Annotated in this window: 15 protein-coding genes; 10 read left to right on the top strand and 5 right to left on the bottom strand. The window is 55.4% G+C overall.

All coding sequences use genetic code 11. The features are described from left to right. Positions 1-20 precede the first annotated feature (20 nt). Both ACLI4M_RS17610 and pepN read right to left on the bottom strand, forming a co-directional pair. Positions 21-1,052 carry a Gfo/Idh/MocA family protein gene (locus ACLI4M_RS17610; protein ID WP_133624018.1) on the bottom strand — a complete coding sequence of 344 codons (1,032 nt, stop codon included), beginning with the start codon at positions 1,050-1,052 and terminating at the stop codon, positions 21-23. Positions 1,053-1,221: 169 nt separating this feature from the next. Then, positions 1,222-3,840 (bottom strand): aminopeptidase N, encoded by a 2,619-nt coding sequence (gene pepN, locus ACLI4M_RS17605; RefSeq protein WP_133624019.1) that lies wholly within the window; start codon positions 3,838-3,840, stop codon positions 1,222-1,224. Between the two features lie 263 nt (positions 3,841-4,103). Here pepN and pncB point away from each other — a divergent pair, with 263 nt between their 5' ends. The 4 genes from pncB (at position 4,104) to ACLI4M_RS17585 (ending at position 9,154) form a co-directional block, all read left to right on the top strand. Then, positions 4,104-5,309 carry a nicotinate phosphoribosyltransferase gene (gene pncB / locus ACLI4M_RS17600; RefSeq protein WP_048916515.1) on the top strand — a complete coding sequence of 402 codons (1,206 nt, stop codon included), beginning with the start codon at positions 4,104-4,106 and terminating at the stop codon, positions 5,307-5,309. A 158-nt stretch (positions 5,310-5,467) separates the two neighbouring features. Continuing rightward, entirely contained in the window at positions 5,468-6,868 is a 1,401-nt protein-coding gene (gene asnS / locus ACLI4M_RS17595) for an asparagine--tRNA ligase (RefSeq protein ID WP_048916513.1), read from the top strand. Between the two features lie 299 nt (positions 6,869-7,167). Further along, a complete protein-coding gene (ompC, locus tag ACLI4M_RS17590; RefSeq protein ID WP_301292153.1) occupies positions 7,168-8,256 on the top strand; it encodes a porin OmpC in 1,089 nt (362 codons plus the stop codon). Positions 8,257-8,479: 223 nt separating this feature from the next. Next, positions 8,480-9,154, top strand: coding sequence for a hypothetical protein (locus ACLI4M_RS17585; protein WP_133624020.1), 675 nt, complete (start codon positions 8,480-8,482; stop codon positions 9,152-9,154). 60 nt (positions 9,155-9,214) lie between these two features. Here ACLI4M_RS17585 and ACLI4M_RS17580 read toward each other — a convergent pair whose 3' ends face one another. Continuing rightward, a complete protein-coding gene (locus ACLI4M_RS17580) occupies positions 9,215-9,454 on the bottom strand; it encodes an ogr/Delta-like zinc finger family protein (protein WP_133624021.1) in 240 nt (79 codons plus the stop codon). 58 nt (positions 9,455-9,512) lie between these two features. After that, positions 9,513-10,625, bottom strand: a complete 1,113-nt coding sequence (locus ACLI4M_RS17575; protein ID WP_208864885.1) for a phage late control D family protein — start codon at positions 10,623-10,625, stop codon at positions 9,513-9,515. Positions 10,626-10,771: 146 nt separating this feature from the next. On the opposite strand from ACLI4M_RS17575, the gene ACLI4M_RS17570 reads away from it, so the two are divergent. The 6 genes from ACLI4M_RS17570 (at position 10,772) to ACLI4M_RS17545 (ending at position 16,619) form a co-directional block, all read left to right on the top strand. After that, on the top strand, positions 10,772-11,959 hold the full coding sequence (locus ACLI4M_RS17570; protein WP_133624023.1) for a phage tail sheath subtilisin-like domain-containing protein: 1,188 nt from the start codon (positions 10,772-10,774) through the stop codon (positions 11,957-11,959). A 10-nt stretch (positions 11,960-11,969) separates the two neighbouring features. Then, the gene (locus tag ACLI4M_RS17565) at positions 11,970-12,482 is read left to right on the top strand and encodes a phage major tail tube protein (RefSeq protein ID WP_133624024.1); all 513 of its coding nucleotides are present in this window, start codon (positions 11,970-11,972) and stop codon (positions 12,480-12,482) included. A 62-nt stretch (positions 12,483-12,544) separates the two neighbouring features. Next, positions 12,545-12,844 carry a phage tail assembly protein gene (locus ACLI4M_RS17560; protein WP_133624025.1) on the top strand — a complete coding sequence of 100 codons (300 nt, stop codon included), beginning with the start codon at positions 12,545-12,547 and terminating at the stop codon, positions 12,842-12,844. Then, entirely contained in the window at positions 12,808-12,993 is a 186-nt protein-coding gene (locus ACLI4M_RS17555) for a GpE family phage tail protein (RefSeq protein ID WP_413449799.1), read from the top strand. The genes ACLI4M_RS17560 and ACLI4M_RS17555 overlap by 37 nt, the downstream gene beginning before the upstream one ends. Then, positions 12,990-16,181 (top strand): phage tail tape measure protein, encoded by a 3,192-nt coding sequence (locus ACLI4M_RS17550; protein WP_133624026.1) that lies wholly within the window; start codon positions 12,990-12,992, stop codon positions 16,179-16,181. The genes ACLI4M_RS17555 and ACLI4M_RS17550 overlap by 4 nt, the downstream gene beginning before the upstream one ends. A 6-nt stretch (positions 16,182-16,187) precedes the next feature. Continuing rightward, a complete protein-coding gene (locus ACLI4M_RS17545) occupies positions 16,188-16,619 on the top strand; it encodes a phage tail protein (protein ID WP_133624027.1) in 432 nt (143 codons plus the stop codon). Positions 16,620-16,650: 31 nt separating this feature from the next. Here ACLI4M_RS17545 and ACLI4M_RS17540 read toward each other — a convergent pair whose 3' ends face one another. Then, positions 16,651-17,073, bottom strand: a complete 423-nt coding sequence (locus ACLI4M_RS17540; protein WP_133624028.1) for a tail fiber assembly protein — start codon at positions 17,071-17,073, stop codon at positions 16,651-16,653.

Genomic DNA, 17,073 nt, shown 5'->3' with positions numbered 1-17,073 from the left:
TCTTGAGAACCCGTTTTTGTTCAGGGCTCGGTCAGCGTTACCAGCCTGCCTTCCTTCGCGCTTAACAGCGCCGCATCCAGCACTTCCAGGGTGCGGATCGCCTGTTCACTGGTCACCGGCGGCTCGGTGCCATCGCGCACTGCGGCGGCAAAAGCTTCGTAGTAAGCGTGATAGCGCCCCTGCTCTGACGGTACCCGCTCCTCACCTTTATCGGTGCGCAATGTCCCCCACAGTGCTTCAGGCTCATAGCCCCAGCCGGCCAGGTCGTCTGCTGGTTTCTTGCCGGCGAAAATTGCCGTTGCCTGCACGTCAGAACTGTTCGCCAGATAGCTGCCCTTGTCACCATATAACCGCAGTTCGCGGCTGGCGAGGTGGTTCAGCTTGCTGGAGGAGATGTGGGAATGCACGCCGCTGGTGTGCATCAGGGTAATCACAAAGCTGGCATCCGTTGGCCCCTCCGGGCGCTGGATGATGTCGGTCTGGGCGAATACCGACTTCACCGGCCCGAGCAGCCACACCGCCTGATCGACCAGGTGGCTCCCCATGTCGCGCAGCAGGCCGCCCATTTCACCGCCGTCCAGCGTTAACGGGTCATCAAGATCCATACGGTTGTGCAGCCGCCACGGCTTGCCGACGCGCTGCTGCTCCATCACCTTGCGCAGGGTCACGATATCCGCATCGAAGCGACGGTTGTGGTAGATGCCCAGCACCACGCCTTTTGCTTGCGCGGCGGCGGCCAGTTCACGCCCGGTTTGCGCATCAGGTGCAAAGGGCTTATCGGCAATCACCGCCACCCCCGCGTCGATAGCTTGCAGAACCAGTTCACGACGGGTTTCAGGCGGGGTGGTAATGGTGACAATGTCGACTCCGGCGGCGAGCATCGCCGTCAGGCTGGGGTAAACCGGCACCTCGGGGAAGTCCGCTTTGACGCGCGCGACAGTTGCCGGTGCGCGCGCCACAATGCCCGCCAGCTCAACTCCCTGCGCGGCGCAAATATAGGGGGCATGGAAGTACTGGCCGCCCGTAGCATATCCGACCAATCCAATTTTCATCTGTCATCCTCGTTGTTGAGTGCGCAAGCAACATTCGTCAGCATGTTACGATTATGTTGCTCTTTGCTACCGTTGGCAAATGTTGCATTTGAGGCAATAACATCCAGAAAATAGTAAAAAAAACCGGGCAACTGCCCGGTTTGGTTTTCGCTGAGGATGAAACTTAAGTTCAGGCGTTGAGCGCCTTGGTGATCTTCTCGAACAGATCGCCGGAGAGTTTATCCAGCCCTTTTAACTGCTCCAGCGCGTTGCGCATCAGCTGCTGGCGGGTGCTGTCGTAACGCTTCAGGCGGATCAACGGTTCGATCATGCGTGCCGCAACCTGCGGGTTGCGGGTATTAAGATCGGTGAGGATCTCCACCAGGAACTGATAGCCGCTGCCGTCAATGGCATGGAAAGCGGACGGGTTAAGCTGGGCAAATGCCCCGACCAGTGAGCGAATACGGTTCGGGTTGCTGAGGGTGAACGAACGGTGGTTCAGCAGCGCACGTACCTGCGTCAGCACATCGGCCGCCGGGCTGGTAGCCTGCAGCGCAAACCATTTGTCCATCACCAGGCCATCCTGATGCCAGCGCTCGTCAAAGGCCGCCAGCAGATCCGCACGGCACGGCAGCTGCGCACTCACGGCCGCAGCCATCGCGGCCACGCTGTCGGTCATATTATTGGCTTTTTCGAACTGGGCTTTCACCAGCTTATTGGCCAGCTGCGCATCACCAAACGCCAGGTAGCTCAGGCAGACATTTTTCAGCGCGCGCTTGCCCATATCTGCGTGCTCAACGCGATATTCCGCCGTCTGGTTGGCGTAGTAGACCGCCAGCAGCTCATCGGCCAGCTCGGTTGCCAGCGTGCGCACCAGCGATTCACGTACGACCGCATTGGCGGCCGGGTCGATCACCTCAAACAGCTCGGCAATCTCATTTTCTGATGGCAACGTCAGGATTAACGCCATCAGGGCAGGATCGGTATTCTCCTCCAGCAGCACGGCACGGAAGGCATCCGCCACGTGCAGCGGCAGTGACAGCGGCTGTCCCTGCTGCTGGCGGGCAACGTTGATTTTGATGTGGTTAGCCATCAGGCTCTGCGCCGCATCCCAACGGGCAAAGTCATTACGTGCATGGCGCATCAGGAAGGTCAGCTGCGCATCGCTCCAGTTGTAATCGAGTTTTACCGGCGCTGAGAATTCACGCAGCAGTGACGGCACCGGCTGGAAATGGACGTTATCAAACACAAAGGTCTGGAACGATTCGGTGACGTTCAGCACATGATGGACCGGGTGGCCATTGTGCTGTAGCGGGATCACCTTGCCTTCACCATCGTACAGTTCGATATCCAGCGGAATATGCAGCGGCAGCTTCTCTTTCTGGTCAGCGGTCGGCGGGGTCATCTGAGTGACGTGCAGGCTGTACTGTTCCAGCTCCGGGTTGTAGTCGTCACGAATCGACAGCACCGGCGTACCGGACTGACTGTACCAGCGGCGGAACTGCGAGAGATCAACGTTGGAGGCATCCTCCATCGCCTGCACGAAGTCATCACAGGTGGCGGCGCTGCCATCATGGCGTTCAAAGTAGAGCTGAATACCTTTCTGGAAGTTTTCCTCGCCCAGCAAGGTATGCATCATGCGGATAACTTCTGAACCCTTCTCATACACTGTCAGAGTGTAGAAGTTGTTCATCTCGATCACCTGTTCCGGGCGGATCGGGTGCGCCATCGGGCTGGCATCTTCGGCAAACTGTGAACCGCGCATCACGCGCACATTATCAATGCGGTTAACCGCGCGCGAACCCAGGTCAGAGCTGAACTCCTGATCGCGGAACACCGTCAGCCCCTCTTTCAGGCTGAGCTGGAACCAGTCACGGCAGGTGACGCGGTTGCCGGTCCAGTTATGGAAGTATTCATGGCCGATCACCGCCTCAATGCCGAGGTAATCTTTGTCGGTCGCGGTTTCAGCCTTAGCCAGCACGTATTTGGAGTTAAAGACGTTCAGGCCTTTGTTCTCCATCGCGCCCATATTAAAGAAGTCGACGGCAACGATCATAAAGATGTCGAGGTCGTACTCCAGTCCGAAGCGCTCTTCATCCCACTTCATGCTGTTTTTCAGCGAGGTCATCGCCCAGTCAGCGCGGTCGAGATTGCCGCGATCGACGAAGATCTCCAGCGCCACATCGCGGCCGGAACGGGTTTTGAAGCTGTCGCGCAGCACGTCAAAATCACCCGCCACAACCGCAAACAGATAGCAGGGTTTCGGGAACGGGTCGTGCCACTTCATCCAGTGACGGCCATCTCCCATCTGACCACCGTCCACGCGGTTGCCGTTGGAGAGCAGATAAGGGTAGAGCGCCTGATCGGCAATAATCGTGGTGGTAAAGCGCGCCAGCACGTCCGGGCGGTCCAGATACCAGGTGATGTGGCGGAAGCCTTCGGCTTCACACTGGGTACACAGCGCTTCGCCGGACTTGTACAGCCCTTCCAGCGCGGTGTTTTTATCCGGGTGGGTCTCATTGACGATTTTCAGAGTGAAAGCATCAGGCAGCTGGGTTAACACCAGCGCGCCCTCTTCCAGACGGTAGTGCTGCCACGGCTGCTCGTCGACATGCAGCGACACCAGCTTCAGGTCTTCACCGCCGTCAAGACGCAGCTCCGCCGTGCTGGCACCCAGACGTTTAATCTGGCTGATAGCGGTGACCTGCGTGGTGCTGGCATCAAGGTTAAAAGTCAGATCGATATCGGTAATGGTGTAATCCGGGGCACGATAATCATGGCGATTTTTGGCTTGCGGCAGTTGCGTCATAAGTCCTTCTCACGTCGTAATTAGTTAACCTTTTCAAGTCTATTCCTGTTATGCCCTGGTTGCCACGTAGAATCGACGACAATTGGCGCCATTGCCTGAAAATGGTACATCTCATTAACAAACGCCGCGCTCTTCCTCATCCCGACTAGCCGAATTGTGCTGTGATCGGCTTCACTAAATGAGTATTCGGGTTATACTCCTGCGACTTTTCTTTTATTTGAACCAGGGATAACGCTCTTCGCCAGAGGATGCTGAAACGCACCATGACACGACACGCTTCCCCGATTTTGACCACGCTTTTAGATACCGATGCTTATAAACTCCACATGCAGCAGGCTGTGTTTCATCGCTATTACGATGTCACCGTCGCCGCCGAGTTTCGTTGCCGTGGTGACGACATGCTCGGCATCTATGCTGATGAGATTAACGAGCAAATCGCGTCGATGGCTTCGCTGGTACTGAGCGACGACGAGTTTGCGTATCTCTCTGGCCTGCCCTTCTTCAAGGCGGACTACCTGAGCTGGCTGCGCACCTTCCGCTACGATCCGCGCCAGGTGAGCGTGCGCAACCATCACGGCAAGCTGGATATCCGTATCAGCGGGCCGTGGCGTGAAGTCATCATGTGGGAAGTGCCGCTGCTGGCGCTGATCAGTGAAGTGGTGCATCGTCACCGCTCACCTCTGGTGACGCCACAGATGGCGGTCGACAAGCTGAAGAGCAAGCTGGTGCAGTTTGCCGACCTGACGGCGGATCTCGATATGTCGCGCTTCCGTCTGATGGACTTCGGCACCCGCCGCCGCTTCTCTCACGATGTGCAGCTGGCGATTGTCAGCACGCTCAAGCAGGATTTTCCGTGGCTGGTCGGGTCGAGTAACTATGAAGTTGCGCGTCAGCTGGGTATTGCCCCGGTCGGCACTCAGGCGCACGAATGGTTCCAGGCGCATCAGCAGATCAGCCCAGTGCTGGCTAACAGCCAGCGCGCTGCACTGCAGGCCTGGCTGGAGGAGTATCCGGACCAGCTGGGCATTGCGCTGACCGACTGCATCACTATGGATGCTTTCCTGCGCGACTTCGGTCGTGGGTTTGCCACCGCTTACCAGGGGCTGCGCCATGATTCTGGAGACCCGTTTGAATGGGGCGAGAAAGCCATTGCCCACTATCAGCAGCTGGAATTAGACCCGCAGAGCAAAACGCTGGTGTTCTCCGATAATCTTGACCTGGATAAAGCCGTGGCGTTATATCGCCAGTTTGGTCAGCGTATAAATGTCATTTTCGGCATCGGTACGCGCCTGACCTGCGATATTCCCGAGGTAAAACCGCTTAATATTGTCATCAAGCTGGTGGAGTGCAACGGTAAGCCGGTCGCTAAACTTTCCGACAGCCCGGGTAAAACTATCTGTCAGGATAAAGCCTTTGTCCGCGCCCTGCGCAAAGCTTTCGATCTTCCGCTGGTCAAGAAAGCCAGCTAACAGTTTCCAGGGGCCAGACCCGTGCTGGCCCCTGATAGCCCCATCCTGTTAATAAATCTCTCCCGCTTCCGGGAATTTCTCTTGTTTCTCCTCGTCTGGCAAGTAACATAGCAAGACCCTAATTTCGGGGTTATTCAGATTAATAGTGAGAGACTTATATGAGCGTTGTGCCTGTAGCGGATGTACTGCACGGCCGGGTCGCGGTTGACAGCGAAGTCACCGTACGTGGCTGGGTGCGTACACGAAGAGATTCAAAAGCCGGTATTTCCTTTATCGCCGTTTACGACGGTTCCTGCTTTAATCCCGTTCAGGCTGTGGTCAATAATTCTCTGAATAATTATCAGGATGAAGTATTGCGCCTGACCACCGGCTGCTCGGTTGTGATTACCGGCAAAGTGGTGGAATCCCCGGGTGAAGGCCAGAGTTTTGAAATTCAGGCCACGGCGGTCGAAGTGGTTGGCTGGGTTGATGACCCTGATACCTACCCGATGGCGGCAAAACGCCACAGCATTGAATATCTGCGTGAGGTTGCACACCTGCGCCCGCGTACCAACCTGATTGGTGCCGTCGCCCGCGTGCGTCATACGCTGGCCCAGGCATTACACCGCTTCTTCGACGAGCAGGGTTTCTTCTGGGTCTCTACCCCGCTGATTACCGCTTCCGATACGGAAGGTGCCGGTGAAATGTTCCGCGTTTCGACGCTGGATATGGAAAACCTGCCGCGCACGCCGGAAGGCAAAGTCAATTACGACGAAGACTTCTTTGGTAAAGAAGCGTTCCTGACCGTTTCCGGCCAGCTGAACGGCGAAACCTATGCCAGTGCGATTTCTAAGATCTACACCTTCGGTCCAACCTTCCGTGCGGAAAACTCCAACACCAGCCGCCACCTGGCGGAATTCTGGATGCTGGAACCGGAAGTGGCGTTTGCCGATCTGGAAGATAACGCCGCGCTGGCGGAAGCGATGCTCAAGTATGTCTTCAAAGCGGTACTGGAAGAACGCGCCGACGATATGGCCTTCTTCGCTGAGCGTGTAGACAAAGAAGCGATTTCGCGCCTGGAGAAATTTGTGACTACCGATTTTGCGCAGGTAGATTACACCGAGGCCGTCGAGATCCTGCTGGCATCTGGCCAGACCTTCGAAAATGCCGTTTCCTGGGGTATTGACCTCTCTTCCGAACATGAACGCTATCTGGCCGAGAAACACTTTAAGGCGCCGGTAGTGGTGAAGAACTACCCGAAAGACATCAAAGCTTTCTATATGCGTCTCAACGACGACGGCAAAACCGTGGCTGCGATGGATGTTCTGGCTCCGGGCATCGGTGAAATCATCGGCGGTTCACAGCGTGAAGAGCGTCTGGACGTGCTGGATGCTCGCCTCGCCGAGATGGGTCTGAATAAAGAAGATTACTGGTGGTATCGCGATCTGCGTCGCTACGGCACCGTGCCACATTCAGGTTTCGGTTTAGGTTTCGAACGATTAATCGCCTATGTCACCGGCGTACAAAATGTAAGAGATGTTATCGCCTTCCCGCGTACTCCGCGCAACGCCACCTTCTGATTTCTGCATTAAATATAAGAAATTCATATATATACTAAGGCCAGCCTCGCTGGCCTTTTTTTATTTTTGTAAATTTAGAGTTCCCTCACAAAGTTCCGTATTTTTTACATTTTGTCATACATATTTTCCTATTGTAACCAGAATAGGAGATTGGTAGCATTTTCGCGCTAGATTAACCAGGCTGCGAATGGAAAGATGCGTGCAGACACAGGAAGACACCAAACTCTCATCGTAGTTCTGTAAAGAATTATTGACGGCAGTGGCAGGTGTCCAAATAACTCCAATGAGGGTAATAAAAAATGATGAAGCGCAACATTCTTGCAGTAGTGATCCCAGCTCTGTTGGCTGCTGGTGCCGCGAACGCTGCAGAAATCTATAACAAAGATGGCAACAAACTGGACCTGTACGGTAAAGTTGATGCGCGCCACAACTTCTCTGACGACGCTGGTTCTGACGGCGACCAGACTTATGTTCGTTTTGGTTTCAAAGGTGAAACCCAGATCAACGATCAAATCACCGGCTACGGCCAGTGGGAATACAACGTTCAGGCGAACGTTGCTGAATCTCAGGGTACTACAGGTTCTAAAACTCGTCTGGGCTTCGCCGGTCTGAAATTCGGTGATGCAGGCTCATTCGACTACGGTCGTAACTACGGCGTGATCTACGACGCAATGTCTTACACCGACCAGCTGCCAATCTTCGGCGATGACACCATGTACCAGGAAAACGACAACTTCATGGTTGGTCGTTCAAACGGTCTGGCTACCTACCGTAACAGCAACTTCTTCGGTCTGGTTGAAGGCCTGAGCTTCGCTGTACAGTACCAGGGCAAAAACGAAGGCCGTGACGTACTGCACGACAACGGCGACGGCTGGGGCTCATCTGTTGCTTACGACACCGGTATGGGCGTGAGCGTAGTAGGCGCATATGCCTCTTCTGACCGTACTAACCTGCAGGCAGCTGACGGTAAAGGTGACAAAGCTGATCAGTGGGGCACCGGCCTGAAGTACGATGCTAACAACGTTTACCTGGCAGCATTCTACGGTGAAGCACGTAACACCACTGCATACGGCGACACCGCGCGTCAGACTGCTAACAAAACTCAGAACTTCGAAGTGGTTGCACAGTACCAGTTCGACTTCGGCCTGCGCCCATCCATCGCTTACCTGCAGTCTAAAGGCAAGCAGCTGGATGCAGTCGGTACCTTCAACGGTGGCGATGCAGACCTGGTTAAATATATCGAAGTGGGTACCTACTACTACTTCAATAAAAACATGTCTACCTATGTTGACTACAAAATCAACCTGCTGGATGACAACGATTACACCCGTTCTCAGGGCGTAGCGACCGACGACGTTGTTGGTGTTGGCCTGCAGTACCAGTTCTAATTGCCATTTAACTGCGGCTGCGGTCGCGGTTATCAGAGCATCAAAACGGGGCTTCGGCCCCGTTTGTGCTTTACGCAAACTATTGTTTAAGCTGTGTTTTTTTATGAAAGCTGACCACATACTGACTTCGCTTGGTTCCAGATGACAACTTTTTAAAAATATCCCCACAGCAAAAAACGTGACATTTAATCCAACTCGTTAAACCATGTAAAACAATCGCAGCATGCATAATATTCTAATTTATAAAATTTTAAATAAAGCCCGCATTTCGCACTTAATATGTGTTTACATCGGGGTTTTAATTCCTATTGCTGTAGATGTATATCTTCTCCAACCAATAATACCAGCATCTGTAACAGCCATGACATCTTCAATAACTTTACTTCTTGCGTTAATTGCTCTGGCAAAAGTTAATAAATGGTTGTCGGAAAAAATGTCAAACAAAGCCTTTGAACAAACAGAGAACTTTTTAACGCACTTCACAGAGGTAAGAAAATATTCAAATCTATTGTCTAAATCCCTTACCAATGTTCGCTCCGTACGTCCTTCTGATGATAAAAAATTCAATGCCGCACTTGAAGCCACAAGCGAGACTTACGAAAAAATGTATGAGGCCTCTTTCAACATGGTTTTAGTAGCGGAGTCGCTAAGAATTTGGAGTGTTAAATTAATCCCCGACATGGCCTTTAAGAAATTTTTGCACAGATATACTGCCTTTGGCTCGGCTGCGCATAAAGCCCTTCTTATACTGGAGATAAATGATAAAAATGTTCGGGAAAAAGAATGGCTACTCCATAGAGAAAATATACTTATCACGTGGAATAGCCTAAGTTACATTCAAGATGGCATAAGCAAAATGCATTACAAAAAATTATTTGCCCATAAAAAACAAAAATAGATGTCAAAAAAGTTGTGAATTTTTTACAACAACCTCCGCATTGCGGGGGTTCTGTTTTCTTCAGAGTGATAAGGCTAACTGGTCATCCCCATAATGGGAGCCGGGAAAAATATCCTTTGGCACGCTGTGCGCGGCCACCGGGCTAACTTGGTTCAGAAAATGCTCTACGGAATCCAGAGTAGTGAAAGCAGCACCGCAGGCAAGATTATTGCACTGGTGGTAACTGCGGCGAGTCATCTCGCTGATTCTTACGCTGGTACGGGTTTTGGCGCTGGCATTGCATTTCGGGCAGGTGAACATAAAACCTCACCAATCTGATTAAACTCGCCATCATTTTAGGATAACTCCGAAAATTAATCTATTCCGTTTCGCTTGTTTCTTCAGCATCTTCCCAGCCGGTGATCCGCACCTCCAGCTCCAGCCCGGTAATATACCCGTTATCGTCAATGGTATGCGTCACACTGTTAATCACCCAGTCAGCAGCATCGATCAGCGGCTTGAATCCGGTCACATTAGCGTGCAGTTCCGGGTAAAGGTCTTCGCGGCCCCGCGCCAGGGTAATGCTGAACTCAGCAGCACCGCGCTGTAACTCCGCCCACTTTGCCGCTGCCGCACGTCGGGCAGCTCGCTCGGTTTTAAACGTCTTGCGCATGACAAAGACATTGCCCTCAGCGCCTTCCACGTAGTCCCCTTCTTTTTTTGAGGATGCAGGCGTGACGCTTACCGGCTTCTTTTTTTTCCGGCGTTTAATCGCCGTGGGCTTTTTCTTGCCGAAGTTGAGATCAAGCCAGTATGCCTGGACTCCGGTGTAAGCGTCACGGTCAGCAATCCGGAATGAGTGACCGTCACCACTGGCGCGGGTAATCATGACGGAGGGCAGCACACGCCCGCTTTGGGATACCCCCATGCCCGGAACGATAAACAGCAGGCGGCCATTTTTTATCGTGGCGACCGCGCCAATCATTTCCGCCATCCGCGTCAGGAAGCTGATATCGGATTCATTCGTCTGGTCAGCGTGGTCAATTTCCACATCCTTCAGCGACGCGCTGGCGGCGGGGATCAGGTTATAGCGCCCGGCTATGGCGGAAACCACCGAGCCGACCGTCACATCATGCCAGCTGTATTCGCGCTTAACGTTGAAGTCTTCACGAAAGTCCGCGCTGCGGGCGGTGATAACCAGCCGGTCAGGCGGCCCCTGGTGGGTTATTTCATCCACGGTGTACACGCCTTTATCAACCAGCGGGCGGTTAGTCCATCCGATAGCAACCGAGATCTCAGCGCCCCGCGACGGCATTACAACCATCCCGTCAGTATCATCAATCGTCAGCTCCAGCCGGTCAGCTTCAAAGCCCCGGTTATCAGTCAACGTCAGCGACATCAGCCGGTCATCCAGACTCGTCAGCACCACGCCTTTTATCGTCAGCCTGTAAGCGGGCTGCGGTGATAAATCATCATCAAAAATAGTCAGCATATATCCCCCTGCCTGCATCCTCGCCCGCGTGAGGGCCGCCGTCAGCTGGCGCAGGTTGTCAGCCGCCAGCGACAATCGCCACCGCGTGAAAAGGGGGACACGCTTCACGATGATGTATTGCACGCATCAACCAGAGGCAACAAAGCATGAGTGAAAATTACCATCACGGCGTCCGGGTCAAAGAAACAACCGACCTCAGCACCATGATCCGCGATATCGACACAGCCGTTATTGGCGTGGTCTGTACCGCTGACGACGCCGACGCAGTGACCTTCCCGCTCAACACGCCAGTATTACTAACGCGTGTCCGGGATTATCTCGGCAAAGCCGGGAAAAGCGGCACGCTCTACACCACCCTGAAAGCTATTTCTGACCAAGCCAGCCCGAAAACGGTAGTGGTCCGCGTTGCGGATGCCTCGAAGATTACTCCGGCTGAGGGTGAAACCGCCCCCACGCAGGATCAGCTGGTTATTGGCGGCGTTGGTGCCGATGGCCGTTACACCGGCATGTTTGCACTGCTGACCGCCGAGCCACGCGTCGGTGAACATCCCCGCGTGCTGGCCGTACCGGGTCTTGAGACGAAAGTGGTGGCGCTTCAGCTGGCGGTGATCGCCGAGAAGCTACGGGCTTTCGCCTACGTCGGCGCCAACGGCTGTAAAACCATTGCCGAAGCCAAAGCCTGGCGCGAAGACTTCAGCGAGCGCGAAATCATGGTGATTTATCCTGACTTCATCGCTTACAACAGCCTGACCGCCGCTAACGAAACCGTCCCGGCAGCGGCTTACGCCATCGGCCTACGGGCGAAAATCGACGCAGAACAGGGCTGGCACAAAGTGCTGTCGAACGTGCCTGTATCAAACGTGCTGGGCATTTCGGCAGACGTTTACTGGACGCTTCAGGGCGAAGATACGGATGCCGACGACCTTAACAGCAAAGGCATCACCACGCTGATTAAGCGCGATGGCTTCCGCTTCTGGGGTTCCCGCACCTGCGATGAAGAAACCTACTTTTTCGAGAGCTACACCCGCACCGCGCAAATCCTCGCTGACACCATCGCCGAGGCGCATTTTCCCTACGTCGATAAACCACTCACGCCGTCGCTGATTAAGGACATTGTGGACGGCATCAACCGTAAGGGCGCGGCGCTGGTCACCGCTAATCGCCTGTTGGGGTTCAGTTGCTGGTTTGATTTTGCCGGGGACAACACCACCGAAGCGCTGCGCGATGGCAAGGCCACCATTCGCTACAAGTACACCCCCGTTCCGCCGCTTGAAGACCTGACGCTGATTCAGGAATTCACGGACGAATACTTCGCTACGTTCGCGACGGTGTAAGGAGAAGATCATGGGATTACCAAGCAAACTTTTTTCTTTCAACACCTATGTTAACGGCGACAGCTTCCTCGGCATCACTGAAGAACTGACAACGCCAAAGCTGGGCCGTAAAACCGAAGACTATCAGGGCGCAGGCATGCCGATGGGGGTTTCTGTTCACCTCGGCTTTGAAACCGGCGCGGCGGATATGGAGATCACGCTGGGCGGTCTGGATGCCCGCCTGCTGAATACCTACGGCAGCACCATCGACGGCGTGCAGCTGCGTTTTGCCGGGTCATACCTGGACGACTCGACCGGCAATGCTATCCCCTGCGAGATCCAGACTCGCGGACGCGTGCAGGAAATGGACTGGGGCAGCGTGAAGCAGGGTGATAACACCTCGCATAAATACACGCTGAAAAATACCTACGTGAAGATCACACTCAACGGAACAGAAGCCTTTGAGCTGGACGCGCTCAACATGGTCTGGAAGGTGAACGGCGTAGATATGATGGATCAGCACCGTAAAAACATCGGCCTGTAACCGGCCACCACCTTTAACCCGCCGGGAGCAATGACGCGCCCGGCCATATAGAGAGAATTATCATGGCTAAAACTATCTCACTTTTTGGCGCAATCACTCGCGGCAAGACCGTTATCAAAGAAGTCACTATCACCGATGCTATGGCGCAAACCGGGTCACTGCGTGGCCTGAAGCTGTATGACGTGATGGTGAGCGATGTTGACTCACTGATTAAGCTGCTGCCCCGCGTCACCAGCCCGGCGCTGACCGAACTGGAAGTAACCGCCCTGCACCCGTCCGACCTGGCTCAGCTGGCAACCGGCATTGCTGATTTTTTAGCACCGCCATCGGCGTTGAACGAGACAGCAGCGGCAGAAGCTTAATCCGCTGTCCGGCGGTTGATACTGACGAACTGATCGCCGATATCGCCGTTATTTTCCACTGGCAGCCGTCAACCTACGACACGATGCCAGTGGAAGAATTTCTTACCTGGCATAAGCGTGCGTTGGCCCGTAATGGACAGGAAGAATGACAGATCGCAATCTGAGTATTCGGGTAGCCTTCAGCGCTATCAACAACCTCACCCGCCCGGTGAGCGCGGCGCAGAAAAGCGCCGCCTCACTGGCGTCACAAATTAAATCCACGCAAACCAGCCTTAAAGGGCTTGAACGTCAGGCAGGCAGCTTTGACCGCCTGTCGAAAGCATCAGAAAACACCGCCCGGCAGCTGGCAGAAGCCCGCAAAAAAGCCGACGAACTCCGCGCCTCATTCGGCCCGGCCAAACAGCGCACCAACGAACAAACGGCGGCGCTCAAAAGCCAGTCAGATGCCGTGCGCCAGCTTTCCCGCGCCCACAATGAAGAGCGGGCCAAACTCAGCAGCCTGCGATCATCACTTATGCAGCACGGCGTATTGCTGAAGGGCGGCAGCACGGCCACCGAGCAGGTCACTCGCCGCACCGCCGCCTATAACCGCCAGTTGGCCGAGCAGCAGCGCCGGCTGACGGCAGTCACGCGGGCGCAGCAGCAGTACCAGCATGCCAAAGAAACCCGCGAGAAGCTGGAAGGCGGCGGGATGCGTGCCGTTGCCACCGGGGCGGCCATTGCTGCGCCGGTGATTGGCCTCGTTAGCAGCTACGCCACCTTTGAAAACTCCATGAAAGGCGTCGCCAAGCAGGTCAACGGCCTGCGCGAGAATGACGGCACCCGTACCGCGCAGTTCTACGAGATGCAGAAGGCCATTAAGGCGGCCAGCGAAAATCTGCCGATGGAAAATGGCGCGGTGGACTATGCCGCACTGGTGGAAGGCGGCGCACGAATGGGCGTGGCCAACGGCGACGATCCGTGGGCAAAGCAGAAAGCTGACCTGCTGTCGTTTGCGAACACTGCCGCGATGGCCTCAACCGCGTTCGAACTCCCGGCTAATGAGCTGTCGGAAAGCCTCGGTAAAATTGCCGGACTATATAAAATCCCGACGCAGCAGATTGAAGGGCTGGGCGACGTCCTGAACTACCTGGACGACAACGCCAAATCGAAAGGCTCGGATATTATCGACGTCCTTCAGCGCATCGGTGGTGACGCTGACAAGCTCGATTTCCGCAAAGCGGCCGCAATGGCTTCCACCTTCCTGACGCTCGGCGCCGCGCCGGAAATCGCAGCCAGCTCAACGCATGCAATGGTGCGCGAACTGTCGATCGCCACGCAGCAGAGCGATAAGTTTATGGAAGGCCTGGACGTCATTGGCCTCAGCGCCGAGAAGATTCAGAAGCGCATGCCAACCGATGCGATGGGCACCATTCTTACCGTGCTTGAACAGGTTAAAAAGCTGCCTGATTATCAGCAGTCATCCGTGCTGACGCAGATTTTCGGTAAAGAGTTTGGCGGCTCGGCGCAAAAGCTCGCGAACAACCTGCCGGAACTTTACCGCCAGCTGGCGCTGGTCAACGGTGAAGCGTCGAAAGGCTCCATGAAGCGCGAGTCAGACATCAACCTCGACTCGGTAGACGCACGCTGGATGACCACAAAGGTCAGCCTGCAAAACTCCTTCAGCAGCCTGGGTGAAACCCTGCGCGGGCCAGTGCTGGAGGTCATGGGTTACGCCACCCGTATGATCCAGCGCTTCCGGGCATGGGCAGAGGCTAACCCCGCGCTGGTCAGCGCACTGCTGAAAGTCGCGGTTGCCGTTGGCGTGGCAATTGCCGCATTGGGTGCGCTGGCGCTGGCCGTTGCCAGCATCCTGCTGCCGATGGCTGCCGTAAGGCTCAGCCTGTCACTACTGACCGGCGGGCGTGGTTTCGGTGGCCTGTTACCATCAGTAGGGGGCATGACCTCAAGACTGAAAAAACTCGGCCCGCTGCTCAGCAGCACCGGACGCAGCGTAAAAGACTGGATCCCCATCTTCCGATCCGCAGGCGCAGCAGCTGGCAACCTCGGCAAAAACATCCTGACCACCGGCAGGAATGGCATTGGCATGGTATCGCGCATGGGTAGCGCCACCGGCTCAGCGCTAACCACCCTCTTCACCTCCCCGCGCACCGCCCTGACAGCACTCGGTAATGGCCTGCGCTCGGTGGCAACCGGCGGCTTCGGCACCCTGCTGAGCGTCGGGCGCACCGTGTTAACCGTGCTTGGCGGCGGCCTGTCCGTTCTGCTCAGCCCGGTGGGCCTGCTGGTCGCAGCAATGGCCGGTGCCGCGCTGATGATCTGGCGCTACTGGGAGCCGATAAAATCCTTCTTCAGCGGCTTCTGGTCCGGGCTTGTCAGCGCCATCGCGCCGGTTAAGCAGGCGTTCGCGCCGCTGGCACCCATCTTCGACGGCATCGGCAATGCCATTGGCCGGGTGTGGAACTGGTTTAAGCAGCTGTTTGAGCCGGTCAACGCATCAGCGGAAACGCTGCGCGAATGTACCGAAGCAGGCCGCGTCTTTGGCGAGATTGTCGGCAAGGCGATATCCGGCGTGGTCAGCGTCATTCTGAAGGTGGCCGAAGGGATTGGCTGGCTGCTGAAAAAGCTGGGCGCCATTCCCGAAGCAGCCAACGCCGCCAAAGAAGTCGCAGGCACGATGGATGCCGTTGCCCCGCAGGCTAAAACGCCGGTGATGTACGTCTGGGACAGTAAACAGAAAAAGATGATAGCGCAGGAGTGGAAGCCCGCCGCGCCCGCCGTCAAAGCCGCCGCCGCCAGTGCGCCCAAGCCCGCAGCGACCCCACCGGCAGCCCCGGCAGTTGCACCGGTTCCGGTTTCGGAGCTGGGCGGGAAAAACACGGTCAGCAAAGGCCGGAAATCAGGTTCCGGCAGCGCGGTAGCCGATGCAGCAACCTCGCCAGCGGCTGACAAGCTCGGGGAAATCGTCTTCAAAAAACATCCTGCCGTTATGCCCGTGGCGGGTACTTACATGGAACCCCGGATCACAGCCGCCAACAGTCAGGCGCAATCGCTGACGGGGAGAATCGGCAGCGCGGTATCCGGCTTTACCAGCAGCGTGATGAACTGGCCGGCACGGTCAAACCTGCCCGGAATCCCGGTTCCCGTCACACCTGCAGGACGGTCAAAACCGACCGTACTCGATGCAGGCATCGGCGATATCAACCTGACCATTAATTTTAACGGCGCGGAAAGACACGACGCTAAAGAGATAGCCCGGATGGTACGGGACGAACTGAAAAGGGTGATGCGCGAAGCTGAAGCCCGCCGACGCTCACAACTCAGAGACAGGGAGTAACACACGATGATGATGGCTTACGGCATGTTTGTTTTTATGCTCGATACCGCCGCCTATCAGGCGCTCCAGCAGGAAACCTCCTGGCGGCACGTAAAGAACGACAGGATCGGCAAATCGGCAAAGTGGCAGTATATCGGGACCGGGGAGGACAACATCACGCTGACCGGCACCCTGTACCCCGAAGTCACCGGCGGCGATGTGTCGCTGGCAACCCTGCGCACGATTGCCTACGGCGGGCGACCGTGGCCGCTGGTTGAAGGCACCGGCTCAATTTATGGGATGTTTGTCATTGCAGGGATCACGGAGAACCGCACCGAATTTATGAAAGATGGCAAGGCGCAGAAAATTGAGTTTACCCTCACGCTGAAAAAGGTCAGTGAGGATATCAGGGAGAAGCTTGCAGGAATTACGGCAGATGATATTTTGTCGCTGATTTAAACAATAAAGGGAGCCGCATGGCTCCCTTTATTTATTCCGGTATTTCCGGCCACTGAATATCATCCGGGCTGGATGTATCCACCCGGTTAAGCAGCACGCGGTATTTCCGCCAGGCTGAATAGCTGGCAGCCTCATCACTGGTCGCCATATCTAAATCAACCGCATCCTGTAACGGTGCTATCATCGCATCGGCCCTACTCCTAAGACTGTCCTTCTCCAGTTCCGCCGCCTGTATCAGCTCGTTATGAGTGGGCGGGAGAGCATCCCCCCATGCAGGCAAGCCTTCAACATCTGAAATTAGGCGTTTACCCGCAGGAGCTGCACCAGAAAACTCCTGATAAACAGCCTCATTCACCGGAATAACATCCCCGGGCCAACTCCCAGCGCGGTCATAATCTGATTTCAGGGCATCCAGATAAAATGCTAAATCTTTAGGGCTAAAGTTAATCGCCAT

The sequence above is a fragment of the Erwinia sp. LJJL01 genome (assembly GCF_047300805.2).
GTDB lineage: Bacteria > Pseudomonadota > Gammaproteobacteria > Enterobacterales > Enterobacteriaceae > Erwinia > Erwinia aphidicola.
The sequence above is the reverse complement of the archived record's forward strand: the minus strand, read 5'-3'. Positions and strand labels throughout refer to the sequence as shown.